General features: G+C 63.9%; 29 protein-coding genes. 16 read left to right on the top strand and 13 right to left on the bottom strand.

All coding sequences use genetic code 11. The features are described from left to right. Positions 1–44: 44 nt before the first annotated feature. Entirely contained in the window at positions 45–1,154 is a 1,110-nt protein-coding gene (locus ACP7DD_RS08805; RefSeq protein ID WP_426174362.1) for a ribonucleotide-diphosphate reductase subunit beta, read from the top strand. 526 nt (positions 1,155–1,680) lie between these two features. Here the strand turns inward: ACP7DD_RS08805 and ACP7DD_RS08810 are convergent. Together ACP7DD_RS08810 and ACP7DD_RS08815 are read right to left on the bottom strand one after the other, a co-directional pair. Further along, positions 1,681–2,475, bottom strand: a complete 795-nt coding sequence (locus ACP7DD_RS08810; RefSeq protein ID WP_426174363.1) for a hypothetical protein — start codon at positions 2,473–2,475, stop codon at positions 1,681–1,683. Positions 2,476–2,501: 26 nt separating this feature from the next. Then, positions 2,502–2,639, bottom strand: coding sequence for a hypothetical protein (locus tag ACP7DD_RS08815; protein ID WP_426174364.1), 138 nt, complete (start codon positions 2,637–2,639; stop codon positions 2,502–2,504). 107 nt (positions 2,640–2,746) lie between these two features. Between ACP7DD_RS08815 and ACP7DD_RS08820 the strand changes: the two genes are divergently transcribed. Together ACP7DD_RS08820 and ACP7DD_RS08825 are read left to right on the top strand one after the other, a co-directional pair. Further along, positions 2,747–3,277 (top strand): YggT family protein, encoded by a 531-nt coding sequence (locus ACP7DD_RS08820; protein WP_426174365.1) that lies wholly within the window; start codon positions 2,747–2,749, stop codon positions 3,275–3,277. Then, the gene (locus ACP7DD_RS08825; RefSeq protein WP_426174366.1) at positions 3,274–3,582 is read left to right on the top strand and encodes a DUF167 domain-containing protein; all 309 of its coding nucleotides are present in this window, start codon (positions 3,274–3,276) and stop codon (positions 3,580–3,582) included. The genes ACP7DD_RS08820 and ACP7DD_RS08825 overlap by 4 nt, the downstream gene beginning before the upstream one ends. Positions 3,583–3,649: 67 nt before the next feature. Here ACP7DD_RS08825 and ACP7DD_RS08830 read toward each other — a convergent pair whose 3' ends face one another. The 8 genes from ACP7DD_RS08830 to ACP7DD_RS08865 form a co-directional block, all read right to left on the bottom strand. Beyond that, a complete protein-coding gene (locus ACP7DD_RS08830) occupies positions 3,650–4,588 on the bottom strand; it encodes a carbohydrate kinase family protein (protein WP_426174368.1) in 939 nt (312 codons plus the stop codon). An 8-nt stretch (positions 4,589–4,596) separates the two neighbouring features. Then, positions 4,597–5,898 (bottom strand): DUF3426 domain-containing protein, encoded by a 1,302-nt coding sequence (locus ACP7DD_RS08835; RefSeq protein ID WP_426174369.1) that lies wholly within the window; start codon positions 5,896–5,898, stop codon positions 4,597–4,599. Beyond that, positions 5,843–6,799 (bottom strand): 50S ribosomal protein L11 methyltransferase, encoded by a 957-nt coding sequence (prmA, locus tag ACP7DD_RS08840; RefSeq protein ID WP_426174370.1) that lies wholly within the window; start codon positions 6,797–6,799, stop codon positions 5,843–5,845. The genes ACP7DD_RS08835 and prmA overlap by 56 nt, the downstream gene beginning before the upstream one ends. Continuing rightward, the gene (accC, locus tag ACP7DD_RS08845) at positions 6,796–8,196 is read right to left on the bottom strand and encodes an acetyl-CoA carboxylase biotin carboxylase subunit (protein WP_426174371.1); all 1,401 of its coding nucleotides are present in this window, start codon (positions 8,194–8,196) and stop codon (positions 6,796–6,798) included. Before accC ends, prmA begins: the two co-directional genes overlap by 4 nt. A gap of 108 nt (positions 8,197–8,304) precedes the next feature. Further along, positions 8,305–8,766: an acetyl-CoA carboxylase biotin carboxyl carrier protein gene (gene accB, locus ACP7DD_RS08850; RefSeq protein ID WP_426174373.1), complete on the bottom strand. Its 462-nt coding sequence runs from the start codon at positions 8,764–8,766 to the stop codon at positions 8,305–8,307. A gap of 90 nt (positions 8,767–8,856) precedes the next feature. Then, complete coding sequence (aroQ, locus tag ACP7DD_RS08855) at positions 8,857–9,294, bottom strand: type II 3-dehydroquinate dehydratase (RefSeq protein ID WP_426174374.1); 438 nt, start codon at positions 9,292–9,294, stop codon at positions 8,857–8,859. A gap of 106 nt (positions 9,295–9,400) precedes the next feature. Further along, entirely contained in the window at positions 9,401–9,958 is a 558-nt protein-coding gene (locus ACP7DD_RS08860; RefSeq protein ID WP_426174376.1) for a TlpA family protein disulfide reductase, read from the bottom strand. Positions 9,959–9,963: 5 nt separating this feature from the next. Then, positions 9,964–10,605, bottom strand: coding sequence for a hypothetical protein (locus ACP7DD_RS08865; RefSeq protein WP_426174377.1), 642 nt, complete (start codon positions 10,603–10,605; stop codon positions 9,964–9,966). A gap of 99 nt (positions 10,606–10,704) precedes the next feature. Here ACP7DD_RS08865 and mpl point away from each other — a divergent pair, with 99 nt between their 5' ends. From mpl to corA, 9 genes are all read left to right on the top strand, one after another. Then, positions 10,705–12,084, top strand: a complete 1,380-nt coding sequence (mpl, locus tag ACP7DD_RS08870) for a UDP-N-acetylmuramate:L-alanyl-gamma-D-glutamyl-meso-diaminopimelate ligase (protein ID WP_426174378.1) — start codon at positions 10,705–10,707, stop codon at positions 12,082–12,084. Next, positions 12,081–12,659 (top strand): YqiA/YcfP family alpha/beta fold hydrolase, encoded by a 579-nt coding sequence (locus ACP7DD_RS08875; protein WP_426174379.1) that lies wholly within the window; start codon positions 12,081–12,083, stop codon positions 12,657–12,659. The genes mpl and ACP7DD_RS08875 overlap by 4 nt, the downstream gene beginning before the upstream one ends. Further along, a complete protein-coding gene (locus ACP7DD_RS08880; protein WP_426174380.1) occupies positions 12,656–13,240 on the top strand; it encodes a chorismate--pyruvate lyase family protein in 585 nt (194 codons plus the stop codon). Before ACP7DD_RS08875 ends, ACP7DD_RS08880 begins: the two co-directional genes overlap by 4 nt. Before the next feature lie 3 nt (positions 13,241–13,243). Then, on the top strand, positions 13,244–15,277 hold the full coding sequence (locus ACP7DD_RS08885) for a ribonuclease catalytic domain-containing protein (RefSeq protein WP_426174381.1): 2,034 nt from the start codon (positions 13,244–13,246) through the stop codon (positions 15,275–15,277). A gap of 141 nt (positions 15,278–15,418) precedes the next feature. Continuing rightward, entirely contained in the window at positions 15,419–16,276 is an 858-nt protein-coding gene (locus tag ACP7DD_RS08890) for an energy transducer TonB family protein (protein ID WP_426174382.1), read from the top strand. Further along, positions 16,273–17,085: a shikimate dehydrogenase gene (gene aroE / locus ACP7DD_RS08895; RefSeq protein WP_426174383.1), complete on the top strand. Its 813-nt coding sequence runs from the start codon at positions 16,273–16,275 to the stop codon at positions 17,083–17,085. The genes ACP7DD_RS08890 and aroE overlap by 4 nt, the downstream gene beginning before the upstream one ends. Then, the gene (gene mtgA / locus ACP7DD_RS08900) at positions 17,082–17,786 is read left to right on the top strand and encodes a monofunctional biosynthetic peptidoglycan transglycosylase (RefSeq protein WP_426174384.1); all 705 of its coding nucleotides are present in this window, start codon (positions 17,082–17,084) and stop codon (positions 17,784–17,786) included. The genes aroE and mtgA overlap by 4 nt, the downstream gene beginning before the upstream one ends. A gap of 14 nt (positions 17,787–17,800) precedes the next feature. Continuing rightward, entirely contained in the window at positions 17,801–18,211 is a 411-nt protein-coding gene (locus tag ACP7DD_RS08905; RefSeq protein WP_426174385.1) for a DUF4124 domain-containing protein, read from the top strand. Between the two features lie 81 nt (positions 18,212–18,292). Further along, positions 18,293–19,261 (top strand): magnesium/cobalt transporter CorA, encoded by a 969-nt coding sequence (corA, locus tag ACP7DD_RS08910; protein ID WP_426174386.1) that lies wholly within the window; start codon positions 18,293–18,295, stop codon positions 19,259–19,261. A 12-nt stretch (positions 19,262–19,273) separates the two neighbouring features. Here corA and ACP7DD_RS08915 read toward each other — a convergent pair whose 3' ends face one another. From ACP7DD_RS08915 to thiD, 3 genes are all read right to left on the bottom strand, one after another. Next, positions 19,274–20,545 carry an NRAMP family divalent metal transporter gene (locus ACP7DD_RS08915; RefSeq protein WP_426174387.1) on the bottom strand — a complete coding sequence of 424 codons (1,272 nt, stop codon included), beginning with the start codon at positions 20,543–20,545 and terminating at the stop codon, positions 19,274–19,276. Positions 20,546–20,694: 149 nt separating this feature from the next. Beyond that, a complete protein-coding gene (hemL, locus tag ACP7DD_RS08920; RefSeq protein ID WP_426174388.1) occupies positions 20,695–21,990 on the bottom strand; it encodes a glutamate-1-semialdehyde 2,1-aminomutase in 1,296 nt (431 codons plus the stop codon). Positions 21,991–22,025: 35 nt separating this feature from the next. Next, positions 22,026–22,859 carry a bifunctional hydroxymethylpyrimidine kinase/phosphomethylpyrimidine kinase gene (gene thiD / locus ACP7DD_RS08925; protein ID WP_426174389.1) on the bottom strand — a complete coding sequence of 278 codons (834 nt, stop codon included), beginning with the start codon at positions 22,857–22,859 and terminating at the stop codon, positions 22,026–22,028. A 56-nt stretch (positions 22,860–22,915) separates the two neighbouring features. Between thiD and ACP7DD_RS08930 the strand changes: the two genes are divergently transcribed. The 4 genes from ACP7DD_RS08930 to ACP7DD_RS08945 all read left to right on the top strand — a co-directional run bounded on the left by ACP7DD_RS08930 (position 22,916) and on the right by ACP7DD_RS08945 (position 24,565). Then, positions 22,916–23,119 (top strand): rubredoxin, encoded by a 204-nt coding sequence (locus tag ACP7DD_RS08930; protein WP_426174390.1) that lies wholly within the window; start codon positions 22,916–22,918, stop codon positions 23,117–23,119. Positions 23,120–23,239: 120 nt separating this feature from the next. Continuing rightward, positions 23,240–23,635, top strand: coding sequence for a response regulator (locus ACP7DD_RS08935; RefSeq protein WP_426174392.1), 396 nt, complete (start codon positions 23,240–23,242; stop codon positions 23,633–23,635). A 23-nt stretch (positions 23,636–23,658) separates the two neighbouring features. Continuing rightward, positions 23,659–24,030, top strand: coding sequence for a response regulator (locus ACP7DD_RS08940; protein ID WP_426174393.1), 372 nt, complete (start codon positions 23,659–23,661; stop codon positions 24,028–24,030). 1 nt (position 24,031) lies between these two features. Next, positions 24,032–24,565 carry a chemotaxis protein CheW gene (locus tag ACP7DD_RS08945; protein WP_426174394.1) on the top strand — a complete coding sequence of 178 codons (534 nt, stop codon included), beginning with the start codon at positions 24,032–24,034 and terminating at the stop codon, positions 24,563–24,565. Positions 24,566–24,623 lie beyond the last annotated feature (58 nt).

A 24,623-nucleotide genomic window follows, 5' to 3' on the forward strand; every position in this document is an offset into this window, starting at 1 on the left:
GCGCTCTAACGCGTGAACGACACACCATCAAGAAGGAATTCATTATGTTGTCATGGGACGAAGACACCTCCAGCGCACCAGCGGCGCGCCTGCCGCAAGCGCCAAGCGAAGCGCCTGCCGATGCCGAGCTGGTCGCCAAGCGTGTGAACGCGGACGACAAGCGCATCATCAACGGCAAGACCGACGTCAACCAGCTGGTGCCATTCAAGTACAAGTGGGCATGGGATAAATACCTGGCCGGTTGCGCGAATCACTGGATGCCGCAAGAGGTCAACATGCAGCGCGACATCGAGTTGTGGAAAAATCCCAACGGTTTGACCGATGACGAGCGTCGTCTCGTGAAAAGAAATTTGGGCTTCTTCGTCACCGCCGATTCGCTCGCCGCCAACAACATCGTGCTCGGTACCTATCGCCACATTACGGCGCCGGAATGCCGCCAATATTTGCTGCGCCAGGCGTTCGAAGAGGCGATCCACACGCACGCTTATCAGTACATCGTGGAGTCGCTCGGACTCGATGAAGCGGAGATTTTCAACGCCTATAACGAGGTCAAATCGATCCGCGACAAGGACGAATTCCTGATCCCGTTCATCAATACCTTGACCGATCCGGCGTTCACCACCGGCACCGTGGCGAACGACCAGACGCTGCTTAAATCGCTGATCGTGTTCGCCTGCCTGATGGAAGGACTGTTCTTTTACGTCGGCTTTACCCAGATCCTGGCGCTCGGCCGGCAGAACAAAATGATGGGTGCGGCAGAACAGTATCAGTACATTTTGCGTGACGAATCAATGCATTGCAATTTCGGGATCGATTTGATCAACACGATCAAAATGGAAAATCCACTGCTGTGGACACCTGCTTTCCGCGAAGAGATCAAGGTGCTGTTCCTCAAGGCGGTCGACCTCGAATACGCGTACGCGGAAGACACGATGCCGCGCGGCGTGCTCGGTTTGAACGCCTCGATGTTCAAGGGTTACCTGCGCTTTATCGCCAACCGCCGCTCGGTCCAGATCGGCCTCGATCCGCTGTTCCCGCAAGAAGAAAATCCGTTCCCGTGGATGAGCGAAATGATCGACATGAAGAAGGAGCGAAACTTCTTCGAGACGCGCGTGACCGAGTACCAAACGGGTGGTGCACTGAACTGGGAATAGGTCCGCCTTGGCGATGTTTTGAAAACGCGCGAAGTGCATCTCGGGCGTTCCCATCGAAAAAAAGGATGCGAAAAACTAGTGTGGCAGTTGCGCACTGACAAGGTTTTCGTGTACTTTACGTGATTGAATTTGTCGAAACGTGAATGCGCCGATTTTTCGCGCGCACGCCGGCAAACAAACCGATCTAAATGGGACGCTGATTCAACGGATATGCACTTGACCTCATCGCAAAAACTAAGCCGCCCTGCCTGATTGTATGTTCAGGCATGGCGGCTTTTTCGTTTCGCGGTTGGGCGCTTCTGGGATGTGAACAGCGCACTGGTAACACCGATTTTGTCGTCGTGAAGATCCGACGACTATGGCTGAAGTGCTGCAATCGTGAGGAGATGCAGCAGTTCAGCTGGTGCCGAATTCATTAGCATAAACACGCAGGACGTTTGTGCCGATGAATAATTCGCCTGACCACTATACGGGTCGGACGGGTTTTAACCTTAGCGTATTTTTCCCATCGCAGATGAAGGAGAACTCAAATGGCAACAGCCGCAAAGAAACCAGCAGCAAAGAAACCGGTAGCGAAAGCCGCCGCCAAGCCAGCAGCGAAACCGGTAGCGAAAAAAGCGACCGCAGCAGCCAAGCCAGCCGCAAAGCCAGCAGCCAAGAAAGCCGCAGCCAAGCCAGCAGCAAAGCCGGCCGCTAAGAAAGCAGCCGCCAAGCCAGCAGCAAAGAAAGCCGCTCCAAAAGCAGCAGCCAAGCCGGTAGCGAAAAAAGCCGCGGCGAAGCCAGCAGCGAAGAAGGCAGCTCCTAAAGCAGCAGCGAAGAAAGCCGCTCCGAAAGCCGCCGCCAAGAAAGCCGCTCCAAAAGCAGCCGCCAAGAAAGCAGCTCCAAAAGCAGCAGCGAAGCCAGTAGCGAAAAAAGCCGCAGCCAAGCCAGCAGCGAAGAAAGCCGCTCCGAAAGCCGCCGCCAAGAAAGCCGCTCCAAAAGCCGCCGCCAAGAAAGCCGCTCCAAAAGCAGCCGCCAGGAAAGCCGCTCCAAAGGCAGCAGTAAAGAAAGCAGCACCAAAAGCAGCAGCGAAGAAAGCCGCCCCAAAGGCAGCCGTCAAGAAAGCAGCAGCAAAGCCAGTCGCAAAAAAAGCAGTAACTAAAGCAGTAACTAAAGCAGTAACTAAAGCAGTAACTAAAGCAGCAGCAAAGCCAGCAGCGAAAGCAGCAGCAAAGCCAGCAGCAAAAAAGGTGGCGGCTAAGCCAGCAGCAAAAAAGTCCGTTAAGGCTGCACCAGCAGCCAAGCCAATGGCAGCGCCAGCAGCAGCACCAGCTGCCGCCAAGCCAGCGGTGAAAAGAGCGGCTGCGCCTAAAAAGCCGGCAGCACCGAAGGCGGCAGCAACGCCGAAGCCAGCAGCACCGGCAGCAGCGCCAGCGGCGGCACCAGCAGCAGCAGCTCCAGCGCCGGCGCCGGCAGCGAAAACCGTGTTGGCTCCAGCAGCAGCATGGCCTTTCCCGACCAGCAGCCGTCCGTAATAGCCAGCTGCGCCTGGATCAGGCAAAATACCGCTGTGTGACACGTTTCACACAGCGGTTTTTTTTTAAGGAGTCGTCGTGCTCAGTATTCTGCAGTTGATCGTGGACGCCATCGCCACCGTGCTCGGCGGCGTCTTGTTGCTTCGTTTCTGGATGCAGGCGATTCGTGTCCGGCCACCCGCGTCGGTGGCGCAATTTACCTTTACCTTATCCGATTGGCTGGTGCGCCCGCTGCGCCGCCTCGTGCCTGGCGTCGGCGGTTACGACTGGGCCAGCCTGATCGGCGCGTTTCTGGTGGTGTTCCTCGCCACCTCTGTGCTGTTCCTGTCCGGCATGCCGGGACAGACCGTGTTCCTGATGGCGCTGTACCGCTTCCTCAACTGGATCATTTACGGCTTCATGGCCTTGCTGGTCGTCGAAGCGATCTTCAGCTGGGTCAACCCGCACGCGCCGCTGGCGCCGCTTGTGCGGGCCCTCAACGACCCGCTGCTGCGTCCGCTGCGCAAGGTGGTGCCGCTGCTCGGCGGGCTCGACCTCTCGCTGCTGGTGGCGCTGATCCTGCTGCAGATCGCGCAACTGTTGCTGGGCATGGCGTTCGGCTTCCGATGAGTCGTGGCTGGTGTTCGGCACTGCCGGCCGGCATCAGGCTGGCGGTGCAGATCACGCCGAACGCGAAGAAGACGGAAATGATCGGCGTGCTCGACGGCGCCCTCAAGCTCAAGCTGCAGGCGCAGCCAATCGAAGGCAAGGCCAACGAGGCCCTGGTCAAATACCTGGCGGCGGCGCTGTCGGTGCCCAGGAGTGCGGTGACGATTACGCACGGGCTGGCCAATAAACGCAAACTGATCGAGGTGAATTGCGCCGGGTTGACGGTGGCGGAAGTCGAGCGCTTGCTGGTGGGGGCGTTGGGCTAGTCGCCGGTATGCGCGCGAATGGGGCCCCCGCTTTCGCGAGGGCGACGGATCCACCGTCCCGGCCCGATCAGAACCGGTAGCCGAATTCTTTTTCGAAGCGGTCGGCCACTTCGGCAGCGGTGAAGACGTGGTTCTGGCCGCCCTGGTGGGCAATCTTCAGCGCGCCCATCAGGCTGGCCAGGCGGCCGGTCGTTTCCCAGTCGAAATCGTTGGCGATGCCGAACAGCAGGCCGGCGCGGTAGGCGTCGCCGCAGCCGGTCGGGTCGACCACGGCCGCCGCTTTCACGCACGGGATATCGAAGCGCTTGCCGTCGGTGTAGATCTCGGAGCCGTTCTCGCCGCGCGTGACGATCAGCGCTTCCAGGCGCGAGGCGATGTCGGCCAGCGTCAGGCCGGTGCGGTCCATCAGCATCTCGAACTCGTAGTCGTTGGCGGCAACGTAGCTGGCCTGGTTGATGAAGTCGATCAGCTCGGCGCCGCTGAACATCGGCAGCTGCTGGCCTGGATCGAACATGAACGGCAGGTTCTGCGTGGCGCAGTCGGTGGCGTGCTTGAGCATGCCGTCACGGCCATCCGGAGCGATGATTGCCACCCGCAGCTCGCCGCAGTCAGCCACGTTGTTCTCGTGCGAGAACTGCATTGCGCCCGGGTGGAAGGCGTTGATCTGGTTATTGTCGAGGTCGGCCGTGACGAAGCACTGGGCGGTGTAGGCATGGCCGATCTTGCGGATGGCGCGCGTGGCGATGCCGAGCTGCTCGAAGCGCTCGAGGTATTCGCCGCCATCCTGGCCGATGGTTGCCATGATCAGCGGGTCGCCGCCCAGCATGTTGAGGTTGTAGGCAATGTTCGCCGCGCAGCCGCCGTACTCGGTGCGCAAGGTCGGCACCAGGAACGAGACGTTGACCTTGTGCAGCTGGTCGGCCAGCAGCGCCTCGGAGAAGCGGCCGTGGTATTGCATGATCTTGTCGAATGCGAGGGAACCGCAGATCAGGGTGGTCTTGTTCATTTTTTGCCTTATGGATAGAAGATGGCGATGTGGTAGCCGGATGCCTTGATCTGGTTCAGCTCGAAAAACAGTTTGACAGCTTGCTCGGTGCCCGGGCCGAAACCCTTTGCGGCGGCAACTGTCGGCGGCAAATATTGCGCCGGCGTGAACACGCGGCGTACCAGCGGCTTGTCGTTGGCGTCGGTCAGCGCCAGTTCGATGTGCGGCCAGGCCTGCGCCAGGCTGCCGGGATTGCGCAGCAAGGTGGTGTAGCTGAAGGCGTTGACGCCGAGCGACTGCAGCTCGCCGGTCTCGACGCTCAGGGTGTCGATCTGCGCCGGCAGCTCGACCTTGCAGCCGAATACGGCGCAGGTCGCCGACAGCACCGGCCTGGTTTGCGGGAAACGCGCCGCCAGCACATTGCGAAACGTCGTCACCGCCTGCGCGGCAAGCGCCAGCAGCAGCAAGGCAGAGGCGATTGCCATGACGATGCGGCGGTTGCGCCGGCTTTCCTCCTGCAGGCGGCTGCGCCGGACGAATTCAGGCTCGTCGCTGGCCGGCTCGTCATCGTGCGCGTCGACCACTTCTGCGGGCACGGCCAGCGGCGCCGGTCGGGCCACCTTGCTGCGCTTGGCGGCGCGGCGGGCGGTGGTGGATGCGGCGGCCGGCTCCAGCGGCGCCGGTGCCGTCGGTTCGGCCGAGGCGCGCATCAGGAACGGCGCGATCGAATCGGGATTGTCGTCGTGAACGAGCGGCTCGATCGGCTCGTCGTCGTCCGGCGCTGGCACGGCGACGATTTCCTCGTCGACCGCAGGATCGGACCCGGGCTCAGGCTCGGGTTCCGGTTCAGGCGCAGATTCAGGCTCAGATTCAGGCGCAGATTCAGGCTCAGATTCAGGCTCAGATTCAGGCTCAGATTCAAGCGCCTGTTTCGGCAGAATGCCGAACGGATCGAACGTGGTGTCGAAGTCGAGCGTAAAGACGGGCTCTTCAACCGGTTCGGTTTCCTTCGCCTCGATCTCGGCCATTTCGGCGTCGAAGGCATCGCTCGCGGATGGTTCAGCAGGAGGGGGAGCGGGAGTCGGAGGGGCCGATTCTTCAAGCGGCGCCGGCTGGTCGGCCTGGCGCGTGGCGGCGTCGACCAGCGCGGCGTTGCCGTCGAATACTTCGTTGCAGGCGCCGCAACGTACTAAGCCCCCACGTAACTTCAACTGATCCGAGGCGACCCGGAACATGGTGTTGCAGTGGGGGCAGATAGTGGCGAGCGCCATGCCTTTATTGCGCGCTGTCCGAGCGTGCCGTGGGAATGCTGTCGCTGCCGAGAACGCCATGCAGCGCGACCCAGCCATCCTGCTCCGCCCAGACGCCGAGCTTGATGAACGGCGCATATGCCCCCGCCACTTCCTCGGCCTGGCGCGCCAGCACGCCCGACAGGATCAGCGCTCCGCCGGCAGCAACGCGGCCCGACAGCATCGGCGCCATCAGTTTCAGCGGGCTCGACAGGATGTTGGCCACCACGATGTCGAACTTGCCGGTCGCGTGCTGCGGCTTGGCGGCCACGGCAAAACTGTCCGGCAGGTAGTAATCGATCTCGCAGTCGTTGCGCGCGGCATTGTCGCGCGCCGACTCGATCGCCTGCGGATCGATGTCGACACCGGCCACGTCGCCGGCGCCGAGCTTCTTGGCCACCATCGCCAGGATGCCGGAGCCGCAACCGTAGTCGAGCACTGACTGGCCCGGCGCCGGATGCGCTTCGAGCCACTCCATGCACAGCCGCGTGGTCGGATGGCTGCCGGTGCCGAACGCCAGGCCCGGGTCGAGCTCGAGGATCAGGCCGGCCGGATCGGGTGCTTCATGCCAGCTCGGCACGACCCAGATGTTCTTGCCGATGTGAATCGGGGCGAACTGCGACTGCGTCAGCCGCACCCAGTCTTCGTCGGCCACGGCGCGCGTGGTGAACGCCGGCGCCTTGGCCATGCCGATGCTGGCGGCAGCTTCGGCCACGATGGCGGCCTGGTCGGCGTCGACATCGGTCAGCGCGACGACGCGGCTGTGTTCCCACGCCGCTTCGGTCGGCTCCATGCCAGGCTCGCCGAACAGCGGCTTTTCCTGGTCGGTGCCTTCGTCGGCGTCTTCCACCGACACCGACAGCGCGCCCGCTTCCATCAAGGCATCCGACAGGGCCTCGGCGTTATCGCGCGCGATTTCGATGACTACTTCGGTCCAGCTCATTGCGCTGCCTTGGCTTCCGACTTGCTGCCCAGCGCCTTTTCCTTCGGCAGGTCCGGCTTGTTGGCCAGCTTCTGCTCGAGGTAATGGATGTTGGTGCCGCCTTCGATAAAGCGCGCATCGACCATCAGCTCGCGGTGCAGCGGAATATTGGTGAGGATACCCTCAACGACCATTTCCGACAGCGCAATCTGCATGCGGCGAATCGCCTGGTCGCGCGTGGCGCCGTAAGCGATGACCTTGCCGATCATCGAATCGTAATGCGGCGGCACGTAGTAGCCGGCGTACGCGTGGGAATCGACGCGGATGCCCGGGCCGCCCGGCACGTGCCAGCCGGTAATGCGCCCTGGCGACGGGGTGAACTTGAACGGGTCTTCGGCATTGATGCGGCACTCGACCGCGTGGCCCGACAGCATGATGTCGCGCTGGCGGAAACGCAGCTTCTCGCCGCAGGCAATGCGGATTTGCTCCTGCACGATGTCGATGCCGGTGATCATTTCCGTGACCGGATGCTCGACCTGCACGCGCGTGTTCATCTCGATGAAATAGAACTCGCCGTTTTCATACAGGAACTCGAACGTGCCGGCGCCGCGGTAGCCGATCTTGCGGCACGCTTCGGCGCAGCGGTCGCCGATCTTCTCGATCAGCTTACGCGGAATGCCCGGCGCCGGCGCTTCTTCGATCACCTTCTGGTGGCGGCGCTGCATCGAGCAGTCGCGCTCGCCCAGCCAGACGGCGTTTTTATGTTCGTCGGCGAGGATCTGGATTTCCACGTGGCGCGGATTTTCCAGGTACTTCTCCATGTACACTTCCGGATTGCCGAACGCGCTGCCGGCTTCCGTCTTGGTCATCGCCACCGCGTTGAGCAGCGCCGCTTCGGTATGCACCACGCGCATGCCGCGCCCGCCGCCGCCGCCGGCCGCCTTGATGATGACCGGGTAGCCAACTTTGCGCCCGGTCTGGATGATCTCTTTCGGATCGTCCGTCAACGCGCCTTCCGAGCCGGGCACGCACGGCACGCCGGCGCGGATCATGGCCTGCTTGGCCGACACCTTGTCGCCCATCAGGCGGATCGAATCGGAGCGCGGGCCAATGAAGACAAAGCCCGATTTTTCGACCCGTTCGGCGAAGTCGGCGTTCTCCGACAGGAAGCCGTAGCCGGGGTGAATCGCTTCGGCATCGGTCACTTCGGCGGCGCTGATAATGGCCGGCATGTTCAGGTAGCTGAGCGAGGACGCCGCCGGGCCGATGCAAACCGACTCGTCGGCCAGCTTGACGTACTTGGCGTCCTTGTCCGCTTCGGAGTGCACGACGACCGTCTTGATGCCCATTTCGCGGCACGCGCGCTGGATCCGCAGCGCGATTTCACCTCGGTTGGCGATGAGAATTTTTTCAAACATGGTAGGTTCGGTGTTTCTGTGAAGTCCGGCGCGAGCCGGGAACAGCATATAAGAGTCAGGATCGCCGCGCGCGCCGGCCGCTTGCGCGCAGCGCTGGTGCGAGGGTGCTTAGCCGATCACGAACAATGGTTGACCGAATTCGACCGGCTGGCCGTTTTCAACCAGGATCTTGGTCACGATGCCGGACACTTCCGAATCGATTTCGTTGAGCAGTTTCATCGCTTCGATGATGCACAGGGTGTCGCCTTCCTTGATGGAAGAGCCAACTTCGACGAACGCCGGCGAACCTGGCGCGGACGAACGGTAGAACGTGCCGACCATCGGCGACTTGACGACGTGGCCGGTCGGCTCGGCGGCGACGGCGACCGGCTCGACGGCCGGGGCGCTGGCGTGGTTCGGTGCGGCGTAGTGCTGCTGCATGCCTTGCGGCTGCATCATCATCATCTGGCCTTGGGGCATTGCGGAAGATTTGACGATACGGACCTTGCTTTCGCCTTCGGTCACTTCGAGTTCGGCGATGTCCGATTCAGCGACCAGGTCGATTAAAGTCTTCAGCTTTCGTAGATCCATGTGAAACCCCTTGGAATTATTGTGGTTTTTAAAGGTAAGTGGCGCGCCCGGATAATGGCGAACCGCGCAGATGCATGAAGTTGACGAAGATTAGCGCTTTTTGAGCGCGAAGTCGATGGCAAAACGATACCCGTCAGTGCCCAGTCCGCATATGGTGCCAATGGCGATCGCGGACAGGTAGGAATGGTGGCGGAACTCTTCACGCTTAAAGATATTGGAGATGTGTACTTCCACGAACGGTATCTCAACGGCAGAGAACGCGTCGCGCAGACCGACGCTGGTGTGCGTCAGCGCCGCCGGATTGATGACGATCAGGTCGACGCCTTCAGCCTTGGCGGCGTGGATGCGGTCGATCAGCGCGCCCTCATGGTTGCTCTGGAAGCAAGCCAGTGTCGCCCCGGCCGCCGCCGCCTGGGCGGTGGCGGCACGTTCAACGTCAGCGAGCGTCGCCGCGCCATACACCGCAGGCTCGCGGGTCCCCAGCAAATTGAGGTTCGGGCCATTGAGCAACAGGAGCTTTTTTACCATGGTTGACGGTAGAGAATGACGCGAAAGTCTGGCATTTTGCCGCCAACATCGTGGATTGGCAAGGGAATAAATTTCCCTCACATAAAAGGAACGACCGTTCGCTACTCTACAGCTTGGCCAGGTCGGCGCGCAACTCGTCGAACTTGAGCTGGCCGAGGTAGGTTTTTCGCACCTGGCCATCGGCGCCGATCAGCACTGTATACGGCAGGCCGCCGGCCGTGTTACCGAACTGGCGCGACAGGTCGGTGCCGCTCATGCCGGCCACGTACAACGGATACGTCACCGGCACTTTGGCGGAAAACGTGGCGATGTTGGCGGGCGAATCGATGCCGATGCCGATCACCGCGACATTCTTCTTGCTCAGCTCGGTGGCCAGTTCGGCCAGCTCCGGCATCTCTTTGACGCACGGCGCGCACCATGGCGCCCAGAAGTTGACGATCATCGCCTTGCCTTTCCATTTCGACAAGGACTGCGGCGCACCGGCGGCGTCGTTCATGGTCTGTGCATACAGGGCGCCGACGGCGCCGTGCGGCGAGCCGTCCGCGGTCGGCTCGGCCACCTTGGTCACCGGCGCCGGTGGCTGGCGGTTGATGCCGACCATGGCGCCGATGACGCCGAATGCAAGCGCGACGGCGCCAATCAAAATGACATTATTCTTGTTCATGCGGTTCAGTTCTCGGTTGGGTCGTGGTTGGAAGAGTCGGCCAGCATGGCGCGTACCGCGTTGATGTCGGCGCGCTGCGGCCGGCCATCGGCGCGCGGCTTGAGTGCGCCGCGCAAGTCATTCATTTCGTACAACTCGGCATGCACCTGCTGCTTGCGCCAGTGGAAGCGCACCGTTTCCACCGGGTCGTGGCGCCCGCCCTTGAAATGCGGCGTTTCGGCGATCTCTATATTAACGTCGCGATCGAGCAGGAAAATGATGACGTCCTTGGCGCTGTCGGCGAACAGCTGCAAGTGCACGTCGTCGTGCGCGCCGGCCGTGCCGTTCAGCGCCGCGCCGGTTAAATAGGGCCGGAATTGTTCGAGCCGCGCCATCACCTCCAACGCGAGGGTGCGCAGCCGGCGCAGCCGGGCCGGCTGGCTGTCGCCGAGGAACAGTGCCTGGTACTTGCGCACTTCTTCTTCGATCTCGGCGTTATCGGGCAGCAGGTTCGGGCGTGCGGGGTCGTCGCCGGCGACCAGCCGCGCCGCCTTGCGCTTGGCAGTGGCGTAGTCGGCGCCGTCCTCTGCAATCAGGCGCGCTGCCCGCGCGGCAATTTCGGCGCGCAGCAGGGCAAGATTCTGGTCGTTGTTCGGGATGGCCATCATGAGGGAGATGATACTCTGGAACGGAAAATGCCGGCGGGTCAGGTAAAATCGCGTATTCGACTTTTCCGAGCGACCAGCTTCGCTGGCGCCGCCCCCACCATGCACATTCACATCCTCGGCATTTGCGGCACCTTCATGGGCGGCCTTGCGGTCCTGGCCAAGGAAGCCGGCCATCGCGTCACCGGCTGCGACGCCAACGTCTATCCGCCGATGAGCACCCAGCTCGAAGCGCAGGGCATCGAACTGATCCAGGGCTTCGGCCCGGAGCAGGTCGCCCTGAACCCAGACCTGTACGTGATCGGCAACGTCGTCTCGCGCGGCAATCCGCTGGTCGAGGAAATCCTCAACCGCAGCCTGCCATACATGTCCGGCCCGCAGTGGATCGGCGAGCACATTTTGCGCAACAAGTGGGTGCTGGCCGTGGCCGGCACGCACGGCAAGACGACCACCTCGGCGATGCTGGCGTGGATCCTCGACGACGCCGGCTATTCGCCGGGCTTTTTGATCGGCGGCGTGCCGCTCAATTTCGGCGTGTCGGCGCGCCTGTCGGGCGCCACCGCCGCCAACGCGATGTCGGACTTTTTCGTCATCGAAGCGGACGAGTACGACACCGCGTTCTTCGACAAGCGCAGCAAGTTCGTCCATTACCACGCCAAGACAGCGGTCATGAACAACCTCGAATATGATCACGCCGACATCTTTCCCGACATCGGCGCCATCGAAACCCAGTTCCACCACCTGGTGCGCACCGTCCCTGGCGTGGGCCGGCTGGTCGTCAACGGCGACGAAGCGTCGCTCAAGCGCGTGATGAAGCGTGGCTGCTGGAGCGAGCACGAAAGCTTCGGCGCCAGCGACCAGGTCAACTGGAACATGCTCGAGCACCAGAACGGCAACTTCGACGTCGTCTTCAATGGCGAGCAAGTCGGCACCGTGCAGTGGGGCCTGACCGGGCGCCACAATCGCTCCAACGCGCTGGCCGCGATTGCAGCGGCGCGCCACGTCGGCGTGCCGGTGGCGCAGGCGGCCGAGTCGCTGGCGCGTTTCGAAAGCGTCAAGCGGCGCATGGAAGTGCGCGGCGTCGTCAACGACATCACCGTCTACGACGATTTCGCCCACCATCCGACGGCGATCGCCACCACCGTCGGCGGCCTGCGCCAGAAGCTCGGCAGCGAAGGGCGCATCCTCGCCGTGCTCGAGCCGCGCTCGAACACGATGAAACTGGGCGCGATGAAAGATGCGCTGCCCGGCAGCCTGAAGGACGCCGACCTGGTGTTCGGCTTCGGCAGCCAGCAGGCGCTCGGCTGGAGCCTGGCCGATGCGCTCAAGCCGCTCGGCACGATTGCCCACAGCTTCGACCAGCTCGATTTCCTCGTCAACGCCATCGTCCAGGCGGCCCAACCGGGCGACCATATCCTGGTGATGAGCAACGGCGGCTTCGGCGGCGTCCACCAGCGGCTGCTCGAGGCGCTGGCGAAATGATTTTGTACTTGCACGGGTTCCGCTCGTCGCCGGCCTCGTTCAAGGCGCGCGTGGTGGCGCGCAAGATGGAAGAACTTGGCCGCGCCGGCGAACTGGTGTGCCCGCAGCTGCCGGCTTCGCCGAAAGAGGCGATGTCGCTGGCCTTGTCGCTGGTCGACGGCGTGCCGGCCGGCCAGCTGGCCGTCGTCGGCTCGTCGCTGGGCGGCTATTACGCCACCTGGCTGGCCGAGCGGCTCGGCTGCCGCGCGGTGCTGCTGAACCCGGCGATCGTGCCTCTGAAGGACCTCGACCAGCACGTCGGCGTGACCACCGCCTGGCATTCGGACCAGCCGTTCGAGTTCAAGCGCGAATACATCGACGAACTGCGCGCGCTGAAAGTCGACCGCATCACCCGGCCGGAGCGCTATTTCCTGATCGCGGCCACCGGCGACGAAGTGCTCGACTACCGCGACATGCTGGCGCACTACGCCGGCGCGCGCCAGCACGTGATCCAAGGCAGCGACCATGCGATTCCCGAATTTGCCGAATACGTCGACGACGTGCTCGCCTTCTGTACGCCGGAAGCGGCGCGGTGAGGGGGGTGTCGTTGCGCCAGGCGCTGTGGCACCGTCACGTCAACGCCGTCGCGCCCGTGCCCGCGATGCGCGCCTGGCTCGGCAGCGGCGGCTCGCTGACGGCGCGCCTGACCGCGCACAGCGGCGCGTTCCGCGTGCAGCGCCTGCACCAGCGCGTGGCGCTGTGCCTGGCCGACGAGGCGCGCGCGATCGGCATGGCGCGCCCGGGCCGCGTGTGGGAGCGCGAAGTGCTGCTGCGCTGCGACGGCAAGCCGGTGGTGTTTGCCCACACGGTGGTGCCGATGTCGGCAACCGCCACCGACTGGCCGCTGTTCGGCCGGCTCGGCGAGCGCTCGCTTGGCACGACCTTGTTTCGCGATCCGCTGGTGCGCCGCGGCGAGCTCGAATTTGCGCGTTTGCGCGGCGGCCATCCGCTGGTGCGCCGCGCCCGCGCCGCCCTGGGCGACGCCGCGTCCGACACTGTTTACTATGCGCGTCGCTGCCTGTACCGGCGCCATCAAGGCACGCTGCTGGTCACCGAAGTATTCTTGCCTGCGGTAATTGACCTGATTGCAGCGCCATCAACAACGAACCTGAACTGACTTATGAATCTATTTTTTGAAGAATCCGGCGATTTCAAGGTCGGCACCGTGTTGTCGCAAGCTGGCGAGGCCTACCAGGTTGAAATGCCGAGCGGCAAACGCACCAAGGTCAAGGTCAAGGACGTGCTGCTGCAGTACGAAAAGCCGGGCCCGGCCGAATTGCTCGACGCGGCCAAGGCGATCGCCGCCGATGTCGACTTCGAATTCCTGTGGGAAGTGGCCGGCCAGGAAGAGTTCGGCTTTGCCGAGCTGGGCGCCGAATATTTCGGCCACGCGCCGCTGGCGCCGGAAGCGGCCGGCCTGGTGCTGGCGCTGCATGGCGCGCCGATCTATTTCTACAAAAAGGGGCGCGGGCGCTACAAGGCAGCGCCCGAGCAATCGCTGCGCGCGGCCCAGGCAGGCATCGAAAAGAAGCAGCAGCAGGGACTGATCCAGGCCGGCTACGTCGAACAGATGAAGGCCGGGCGCCTGCCGGAGGCGCTGCAGCCACTGGTGCAGCAACTGCTGTTCAAGCCCGACAAGAACTCGATTGAATACAAGGCGCTGGAGGCGGCCTGCGACGAGCTGCACACGACGCCGCAGCGGCTGATGCTGACCACCGGCGGCATCAAGTCGCCGAAACAGCTGCACATGGGCCGCTTCCTGTTTGAAAACTTCCCGCGCGGCGCCGGCTTCGCCAGCGTGCCGGTGCCGGCCACGCCGAGCGGCTTGCCGGCCGCCGACGTCGCCGCGTTCTCGATCGACGACGTCACCACCACCGAAATCGACGATGCCTTTTCGGTCACGCTGCAAGACGACGGCATGCTGCGCGTCGGCATCCACATCGCCGCGCCGGCGCTGGCCGTGCGCCCGGACGATCCGGTCGACAAGATGGCGCGCGCGCGCATGTCGACCGTGTATATGCCGGGCGACAAGATCACCATGCTGCCCGACGAAGTGGTCGCGGCATTCACGTTGGCCGAGGGCAAGACCTGCCCGGCGCTGTCGCTGTACGCCACGCTCGACCCGGCCGACTGGTCCGTCGTGTCGACCGTCACGCGCGCCGAGATGGTGCCGATCAAGAGCAATCTGCGCCACAACGACCTCGACGAGCTGGTCAACGAGGAAACGCTCGCCAGCGGCGAGGGCAACTATCCCCACAAGGCCGAGATGGCGTTGCTGTGGAAGTGGGCGCTGCAGCTCGAAGCGGGGCGCATGGTCAAGCGCGAGGCGTTTGGCCTGAAGCCCGAGCAGAACAACCGCGTCGACTTCAATTTCTACGTCGATGACGACGTCGTCTCGGTGGTGCGCCGCAAGCGCGGCGCGCCGCTCGACAAGATCGTCGCCGAGCTGATGATCTTTGCCAACAGCACCTGGGGCAAGCTGATGCACGACAGCGGCGTGCCCGGCATCTACCGCTCGCAAGGCACCGGCGGCGGTGCCGGCTGGGCCGCCAAGCTGCAGGTGCGCATGGTCACGCATGCCGCACCGCACCAGGGCCTCGGCGTCGACCAGTACGCGTGGAGCACGTCGCCGTTGCGCCGCTATACCGACCTGGTCAACCAGTGGCAGATCCTCGCCTGCGCCGAGCACGGCGTGACGGCGCCGCTGGTGGCCCCGTTCAAGCCGCGCGACGCCAACCTGTTTGCCATCGTCTCCGCCTTCGACGCGGCGTACGCGGCCTACAACGAGCATCAGCAGAACATGGAACGCTACTGGTGCCTGCGCTGGCTCGGCCAGCAGGAAGCGCGCCAGGTCGCGGCCGTCGTGCTCAAGGACGAGGTGCTGCGCCTGGTCGACATTCCGCTGATCGTGCGCCTGCCGGGCATGCCGCAGGTGGCGCGCGGCGCCCAGGTCAAGCTCGACATCCTGCGCTGGGACGACGTCGACCTGACGATCGAAGCGCGGCTGCTGGAAATCCCGGTCGCTGCCGAGATTCCCGCCGATGCCGAGCTCGACTACGGCGAAGCAGAAGACAGCGGCCAGGCCGCCGCCGCCGAAGCGGTCGAAGCCGAAGGCATCGTCGCGGTCGTCACGCCCGAGCCCGAGGCAGGCTGACCCCAGCGTCTGTACTTGCTGGGCGACAAAATGTCCGAATGTCGGCACTGACCCCGGGGGGACGGGTTAGAATTCAACATTCTGTAGTTCAATAGATTCGAAGCCCGGTACCGCGTGAAGTCTTTACTAGAAAACCGTTCCATGGTCATCGCCATCGCCTTCTCGGTGCTGGCGCACGCGTCACTGCTCGCTGTGCGGTTCGTCGCGCCCGATGCCTTCAAGCTGCAACCGGCCGACCCCGGCCTCGAGGTGATCCTGGTCAACGCCAAGCACGCCAAGCGGCCGATCAAGGCCGACGCCATCGCCCAGGCCAACCTCGACGGCGGCGGCCAGGCCGATGCCGGCCGCTCGAAGTCGCCCCTGCCCGACATGCGCAAGAGCGAGGACGGCGACAGCCTGAAGGCGATGCAGAAGAAAATCGCCGAATACGAGGCGGTGCAGCAGAACCTGCTCACGCGCGCGCGCAACACCAATTACCGGGCGCCGCCGGTCACCGAAAAGGACAAGCCGGATCCGGCCCGCAGCGGCAACGACCTGCTCGAGTCGAGCAAGGCGATCGCCCGCGCCACCGCCGAAATCAGCACCATCATCGACGAACAGAACAAGCGCCCGAAAAAGACCTTCATCTCGCCGAGCACCCAGGAAGTCGGCTACGCCATGTATTACAAGGCGATGCAAAAGCGCGTCGAGGAAATCGGCACGCTGAACTTCCCGCAGGTGAACGGCCGCAAGCTGTACGGCGAACTGATTTTGGAGATTCCAGTTTTTCAAGACGGCACCATCTACGTGAAGGATGGCGGCGTCATGGTCAAGAAGAGCTCCGGCAATCCGGCACTCGACAAGGCAGCGCTCGCCATCGTGCGGCGCTCGGCGCCGTTTGGCAAGTTCCCGCCAAACATGCTCTCGTCCGACAAGGATGACGTATGGATCGTCATCACGCGCTTCAACTTCACCCGCGAAGAAGTGCTGCGATCGACCAATGTCGGAGCGGCGCAGTGAGCGACCGCTATTGTCTGATCGGCAACCCGGTGGCGCACAGCAGGTCGCCGGCCATCCACGCCGAGTTTGCCCGCCAGACCGGCCAGCAGCTTTGCTACCAAACCTGCCTGGCCCCGCTCGACGCTTTCGCCGCCACCGTGCGCGCGCTGCTTGACGCCGGCTATCGCGGCGCCAACGTGACGCTGCCGTTCAAGCTCGAAGCGGCCGACCTTGCCGATACGCTCAGCGCGCGGGCGCGCGCCGCCGGCGCCGTCAACACGCTCAGCTTCACCGATGCCGGCATCGCCGGCGACAACACCGACGGCGCCGGCATGGTCAACGACATCTTGTGCAATGCCGGCTTCGCCATCGGGGGCGCGCGCGTGCTGCTGCTCGGCGCCGGCGGCGCCGCCCGCGGCGCGATCCTGCCGCTGCTCGAACAGCGCCCGGCGCAGCTCGTCATCGCCAACCGCACCGTCGCCACTGCCGAGCATCTCGCCGCCACCTTCGGCGGCCACGGCGTGCCGGTGTCGGCAGCCGCTTTCACTGCCGTCGATGGCCGCTTCGACATCGTCGTCAACGCCACGTCGGCCAGCCTGGCCGGCGCCTTGCCGCCGCTGCCGCCGGCCTCGTTCGGCGCCGGCACGCTGGCGCTCGACATGATGTACGCGGCCGAGCCGACCCCGTTCATGCGCTTCGCCGGCGACCTCGGCGCCACCGCGCGCGACGGCCTCGGCATGCTGGTCGAACAGGCCGCCGAAGCGTTTTTCGTCTGGCGCGGGGTACGCCCCGACACTTCAGCCTTGCTCGCCGCGCTGCGCGCGGCATGACGCGCGCCCGCAAAGGCCGCGGATGGCTCAAGTGGATCGTGCTCGGCCCGGTCCTGCTGGTGCTGCTGGTGCAGCTGTATTTTTTCGCGCAGATCTGCTGGTGGACCCGCTTCAATCCGTCGATGACGAGCTTCATGTCGGCGCAACTCGATGCTCTGCGCGAAAAGAATCCGAAAGCCGCGCTGGAGCACAAATGGGTGCCGTACGGCGCCATCTCCGCCAACCTCAAGCGCGCGGTGATCGCGTCCGAAGACGCCAACTTCATCGTCCACGACGGCGTCGACTGGCTGGCGCTGGAAAAAGCCTACGCCAGGAATAACCAGAAGCAGAAGGTGGTCGGCGGCGGATCTACCATCACCCAGCAGTTGGCCAAGAACCTGTTCCTGTCCGGTTCGCGCAGCTACCTGCGCAAGGCTCAGGAGATGGTCATCGCGTTCATGCTCGAAACGGTCATGCGCAAGGAGCGCATTCTCGAGATCTACCTCAACGTGGTGGAGTTTGGCCGCGGCGTGTTCGGCGCCGAGGCGGCCGCGCGCCACTACTACGGCGTGCCGGCAGCCAGCCTGTCGGCGGCGCAGGCGGCGCGGCTGGCCGTGATGCTGCCCAATCCGCGCTATTACGACCGCCACCGCGACACCAATTACCTGTCGCGCCGCACCACCCTGATCATGCTGCGGATGAATTCGGCCGAGCTGCCATAAAAGGAAAAACAACGATGTACAAGCGCCAACGCGGTGAACTGAATCTGGTGTGGGTAGCCATTGCGTCGGCCGTCGTGGCGGCGGTGGCGATGGCGGCGATCTGGTCGATGCGCCATGAACGCAACCTGTTCGCCGAGGGCGTCGCCGCGGTGACCGGCGCCGCCCCGGCGCGCCAGGCCGCCGGCGCCATCGACGCTGCCCGCCAGTCGGTTGCCGGCACGCCTTCCGGCGCCATGCGCAAGTGCGTCATCGACGGCAAGACCGTCGTCTCCAACACCGATTGCCTCGACACCAACAAGACCAGCAAGACGATCCGCATCACCGACACGCGCGGCTTCGAGGCGCCGAAAGTGCCGGTCAAGGAAGCCGTGGCGCCGACGTCGGACCCGGCGACCGACAAAATCATCGAAAAACAGTTGCGCTAAGGGGAAATTGTTGTTTCCGGGTGACGTAGACATATGCTTGCGGGTACACTTGCGCTGTTTTGAATCTGGCCGAGAACTCGCATGATCAATGTATTTGTCTTACAGAATGGCCGGCTCAACCAGGTTCCCATCGACTCGCGCGAGGATCTCGAGAATGTCGAGCCGGTCTGGGTCGACCTGACCGATCCCAACGAGGACGAGCGCGCCTGGGTCAAGACCATCTATGGCGTGATCCTGCCGGGCGAAGACGAGGTCAAGGACATCGAGGCGTCGGCCCGCTATTACGAAGCGGAGAACGGCGACCTGCACCTGCGCACCGACTTTCTGCTCGAAGAGGACGACGGCCCGTCGCGCGTCGTCACCGTCGCCTTCATCCTGGCGCGCAAGATGCTGTTCTCGGTCCACACCGACGACCTGCCGGTGTTTCGCCTGGTGCGCATGCGCGCCCGTTCGCGGCCCGGCTCGATCGAAGACTACATGGACGTGCTGCTCGACCTGTACGCCACCGACGCCGAGTATTCGGCCGATGCGCTCGAAGGCATCTACCAGAACCTCGAAGAAGTGTCCGGACGCGTGCTGCAGGAAGAATTCACCGACCAGGACGCGGCCGCGGCGCTGAACTCGATCGCCCACGAGGAAGACTTGAACGGGCGGATTCGCCGCAACATGATGGACACGCGCCGCGCCGTCAGCTTCCTGATGCGCGGGCGCCTGCTCAATGCCGAACAGTTCGAAGAGGCGCGCCAGATCCTGCGCGACATCGAGTCGCTCGACGGCCACACCTCGTTCCTGTTCGACAAAATCAACTTCCTGATGGATGCGACCGTCGGTTTCATCAACATCAACCAGAACAAGATCATCAAGATCTTCTCGGTCGCCTCGGTGGCGTTCCTGCCGCCGACGCTGATCGCCAGCATCTACGGCATGAACTTCAAACGCTGGTTCCCGGAGCTGGACTGGGCGCTTGGCTACCCGTTCGCGCTGGCGCTGATGCTCACCAGCGCGATCGCCCCGTTCTGGTACTTCCGCCGCCGCGGCTGGCTCAAATAACGGTGGGGTCGGCTACATCGTAGCGAACATCGCCACCACCGCCGCCAGCATCACCGCCACGCCAAACCAGCCGATTACCGTATGACGGCGCGACAGCGTGAACTGCCCCATGATTTTACGGTTGTGCGCCAGCAGCATCATCACTGCCATGATCGGCACCGCGATCACGCCGTTGATCTGGGCCGACATTACCAGTGCCTTGATCGGATCGATCGGCGCAAAATTGAGCAGCATGCCGCCAATCGTCGCTAGCGCAATGATGCCGTAAAACTCCTGCGCTTCGAGCGCCTTCAGGTCCAGCCCGTTTTTCCACTTGAAGCTTTCGGTCACCGCGTAGGCGGCCGACCCGGCCAGCACCGGCACGGCCAACAGGCCCGTGCCGATGATGCCCAGCCCGAACAGCAGGAAAGCGAATTCGCCGGCCACCGGGCGCAGCGCCTCGGCCGCCTGCGCAGAGGTCTGGATCGACGTGATACCGTGCGCGCCGAGCGTGGCAGCGGTAGTGAGGATGATGAAGTAGGCCACCAGGTTCGAAAAACCCATGCCGATGAAGGTGTCTGTCTTGATGCGCCCCAGTTCGACCGGCGCGTCCTTTGGCTGCTTGCGTAGCGACCTGGCGTTGCCGTGGGCGCGGATCTCTTCGACTTCCTGCGACGCCTGCCAGAAGAACAGGTAGGGCGAAATGGTGGTGCCGAAGATCGCCACTATCAGCGCCACCGACTCCTTGGTGAACGTGAAGTGGGGCCATACGGTGCGCTGCGCAATCTCTAGCCACGGCAACTTGACCGCGAACGCCGTGCCCACATACGCCAGCAGGCCGAGGGTCAGCCACTTCAGGTAGCGGACGTACGTGGAATACGGCAGGATCACTTGCAGCGACAGGCACAACACGCCGAAGCCGAACGAATACAGGTGCGCCGAGCCGAAGCCCGTTACCAGCCGCGCCGCTTCGCCCATCGCGGCGATGTCGGCGGCGATGTTGATCACGTTCGCCACCAGCAGCAGGATGACGATCGTGTACAGCAGCCACGGTGAGTACGCGCGACGGATGTTGGCCGCCAGCCCGCGACCGGTGACCCGGCCGATGCGCGCCGACACGAGCTGGATGCCGACCATGACCGGATAGGTCAGCACCAGGGTCCACAGTGTGTTGTAGCCGAATTGGGCGCCGGCCTGCGAATAGGTGGCGATGCCAGATGGGTCGTCGTCGGCTGCGCCGGTGACCAGGCCCGGGCCAAGGGCCTTGAGGGTGGCGTTCTCTTTCAGGCGGCGGATGAGGTTCATTGGCTGGCTCGCGCAAATGCGGCGCGCGCCAGCCAATGGTGGGCTATCGCGCCGTCAGGGTGATCGGTATGTGGATGTTCATGTCGACGCGAAGTCTAGCATGGCGCACGTCTGGTCGACGAAGGCCATGCGTCCCTTTAAGCCCCGCTTCAGGCAAGGCGGGCGAACACGCGGCGCGCGGCGTCCAAGGTCTCCTCGATCACCCCATCGTCGTGCATCGCCGAGACAAACCCCGCCTCGAACGCCGCCGGCGCAAAATACACGCCTTCCTCGAGCATCCCGTGGAAAAACGCATTGAAGCGCGACTTATCGCCCGCCATCATCTGCCCGTAACTGGCCGGCACGTTGTGGCTGAAGTACATGCCGAACATGCCGCCGACCGAATCGGCGCAGAACGTGACGCCGGCTTCCTTCGCCGCCGCCGACAACCCCGCCACCAGCTTGGCCGTCTGGCGCGATAACTTCTCATAGAACCCTGGCTGCTGCACCAGCGCCAGCGTCGCCATGCCGGCCGCCACCGCCACCGGGTTGCCCGACAAGGTGCCGGCCTGGTAGACCGCGCCGATCGGCGCCATGTTGTGCATCAGCTGGGCGCTGCCGCCGAAGGCCGCCACCGGCATGCCGCCGCCGATTACCTTGCCCAGCGCCGTCAGGTCCGGCGTGATGCCATACAGTTCCTGGGCGCCGCCCAGGCCGACGCGGAAACCGCACATCACTTCGTCGAAAATGAGCACCGCGCCATGCTCGGTGCACAGCTTTCGCATCGCGCCGAGGAACTCGGGCGTGGCGCGGATCAGGTTCATGTTGCCCGCCACCGGCTCGACGATGACGCAGGCAATCGTCTCGCCCATCGATTCGAACGCGTCTTCCAGCTGCGCGACGTTGTTATAGTCAAGCACCAGCGTGTGCTTGACGAAGTCCTCCGGCACGCCGGCCGACGTCGGATTGCCGAACGTGAGCAGGCCGCTGCCGGCTTTGACCAGCAGCGAATCGGCGTGACCGTGGTAGCAGCCCTCGAACTTGACGATCTTGTCGCGCCCGGTGGCGCCGCGCGCCAGGCGCAGCGCGCTCATGGTCGCTTCGGTCCCGGACGACACCAGCCGCAGCTGCTCGATCGACGGCACCAGCTTGCAGATTTCTTCCGCCATTTCGATTTCGCCCAGCGTCGGCGCGCCGAACGACAGGCCGCGCGCGGCCGCGTCCTGCACCGCCTTGACTACCTGCGGGTGGGCGTGGCCGACGATCGCCGGACCCCACGAGCCGATGTAGTCGATGTAGCGCTTGCCGTCGGCGTCCCAGAAGTACGGGCCTTCCGCGCGCGTGATGAAGCGCGGCGTGCCGCCGACCGATTTGAAGGCGCGCACGGGCGAATTGACGCCGCCCGGGGTGGTCAGCTGCGCGCGCTCGAACAGGATGTCGTTTTGGGAAGTGGAAGCAGTAGTCATGGTTGAACGATTCAAGCGTGAGAAAAAAGTGGGGCTCAGGCGGCGCTGAACGGCGCGGCCCGGAAGAATTTGTTCGGCACCAGCTTGCCCATGCCGAAGCGCTGCGCGTGGGCCAGCGCGCCGTGGGTGTACTCGTGCGCCGCCCGCACCGCAGCCAGCGGCGCCAGGCCCTGCGCCATCAGCGCCGCCAGTGCCGCCGACATGGTGCTGCCGGCGCCGACAAACGGGCCGGCAAAGTGCGGGAAGCTGAAGGTCTCGACCACGCCGTTTTCGTCGAACAGCGTGTTCGACATGGTCGCGCTGTCTCCTTTGCCGGCCGCGCCCGTGCACGTCACCAGCACCAGGGCGCAGCCCATGCCGGTCAGTTCGGCCACGTCTTGCGCCAGCATGTCGCCGCTGCCGCCTTCGCGCCACGTCTCGGCCATGCGCGCCAGTTCGACCTGCGACAGCAGCAGCACGCTTGCCTGCGGCACCAGGATCTGGCGGATCGCCATCAGCATGTCGTCGTCGGCCAGGCCCGAATCGGGAAGGCTGGACAAAAACGGGTCGACGATCAGCGGCACGTCCGGATAATCGGAGACGATTTCGGCGATCGCCGATGCCTGTTCGATGCAGGTCAGGGCGCCGACCTTGAAGGCGGCCACCGGCATGTCTTCGAGCAGCACGCGGGCCTGGTCGACGACCCAGTCGGCGTCGGTCTCGTCGATGTCCTCGACGCGGGCGGTATCGGCGATCAACAGGCCAGTGATGGCCGACAGGCCATGGCAGCCAAGCGCGGAAAACACCGCGAGGTCGGCCTGGATGCCGGTGGCGCCGACCGGGTCGGACACGCCGAACGTTAATATGAGGGGAGTTGTTTGGATTTGCACGGCCGGTAGATTAAGATACCTGATTCGGCATTTTACTAGATACAAGGATCCTCAACGTGAGTAGCAATGAAACAACGCGGGCGGCAGCGCTGCCATTTCAAACCTGGATGTGCCTGATCTGCGGCTGGGTCTACGATGAAGCAGCCGGCCTGCCGGACGAAGGCATCGCGCCCGGCACCCGCTGGGCCGACGTGCCGATGAACTGGACGTGCCCGGAATGCGGCGCCCGCAAGGATGATTTCGAAATGACGGCGATCTGATGATCGTTATCTAACAGCGCAAAAATAAGAGTTGACGTCGTAGTTGATTCACTGCAACATTTAACGCACAGAAGTCTTGCCCTATGGTATCGTGCTGATTCATGCTGAAGTGAACTAACTATGACGAACTCGCAGCAACCCTCCGGCTTGAAGATCATGGTGATCGACGACAGCAGCACCATTCGCCGCTCCGCCGAGATCTTCCTGACCCAGGCCGGCTACCAGGTAGTGCTGGCCGACGACGGCTTCGACGCGCTCGCAAAGATCAACGACCACCATCCGGCGTTGGTATTTTGCGACATCCTGATGCCGCGCCTCGATGGCTACCAGACCTGCGCCTTGATCAAGAAAAGCGCCCGCTTTCACGCCACCCCCGTGCTGATGCTGTCGTCCAAGGACGGCCTGTTCGACCGTGCGCGCGGCGCCATGGTCGGCTCCTCGGCCTACCTCACAAAACCGTTCAGCAAGGACAGCTTGCTGGCGGCCGTGCGTGAACATACGGCCAATCCGGCCTGACCAGACACCAACAGGAGCGCCACGTGGCCATTCAAAACATCCTTATCGTCGACGACTCCCCGACCGAGCGCTACTATCTGACCGACATCCTGGTCAAGAACGGCTTCACCGTCACCACCGCCGAAAACGGCGAGGAGGCGCTGGCCCAGATCAAGGCGCAAAAGCCGCAATTGATCCTGATGGATGTGGTCATGCCCGGCGCGAACGGCTTCCAGGTGACGCGCGCGATCGCACGCGACCCGGAACTGGCCAACGTCCCGATCATCATCTGCAGCAGCAAGAACCAGGAGACCGACCGCATCTGGGGCCTGCGCCAGGGCGCGCGCGGCTACCTGGTCAAGCCGGTCGATCCGCAGGCGCTGCTCGACAAGATCGCCACGCTCGGTGCCGCCTGAAATGAGCGCCAGCGACAACGGCGTTGCGGCGCCGGCCCGGGTCGACGCCGCCGGCCGCCGCATCCGCCTGCGCCAGTACCAGGTGCAGCTGCTCGAACGCATGCAGGCGGCGCGCGCCAACACCGGCGCCAGCGTCAACCAGCTCGGCGTGCAAATCGGCGCCGACCGCTACCTGCTCGACCTGACCCAGGCCGGCGAAATCGTGCCGCTGCCTGCGGTCACCGTCGTGCCGCTGACGCAGCCCTGGTACCTGGGCCTGGCCAATATCCGCGGTAACCTGGTCGGCATCATCGACCTGGCGCGCTACCTTGGCCTCGGCGAAACGCAGGCCGGCGCCGACAGCCGCATCGTCACCTTCGCCGGCGCGCTCGGATTTAACTGCGGCCTGCTGGTCGGTCGCGTGTACGGCCTGCGCCACGCCGCCGGCATGCAGGCGTCCGGTGACTGCCTTCGCGACACTGACGGCAATGACTGGACCGCCCTCGACCTGGCCGCACTGGTCGGCGACGAACGCTTTCTGCACGTCGGTATCTAACTAATTACATGTAGTGGTCACACCTTAGTCACTGGGAGCTGGTATGGGATTCGCGTCG

Source organism: Massilia sp. TWR1-2-2 (assembly GCF_049897565.1).
Lineage (GTDB): Bacteria > Pseudomonadota > Gammaproteobacteria > Burkholderiales > Burkholderiaceae_D > JAFCUW01.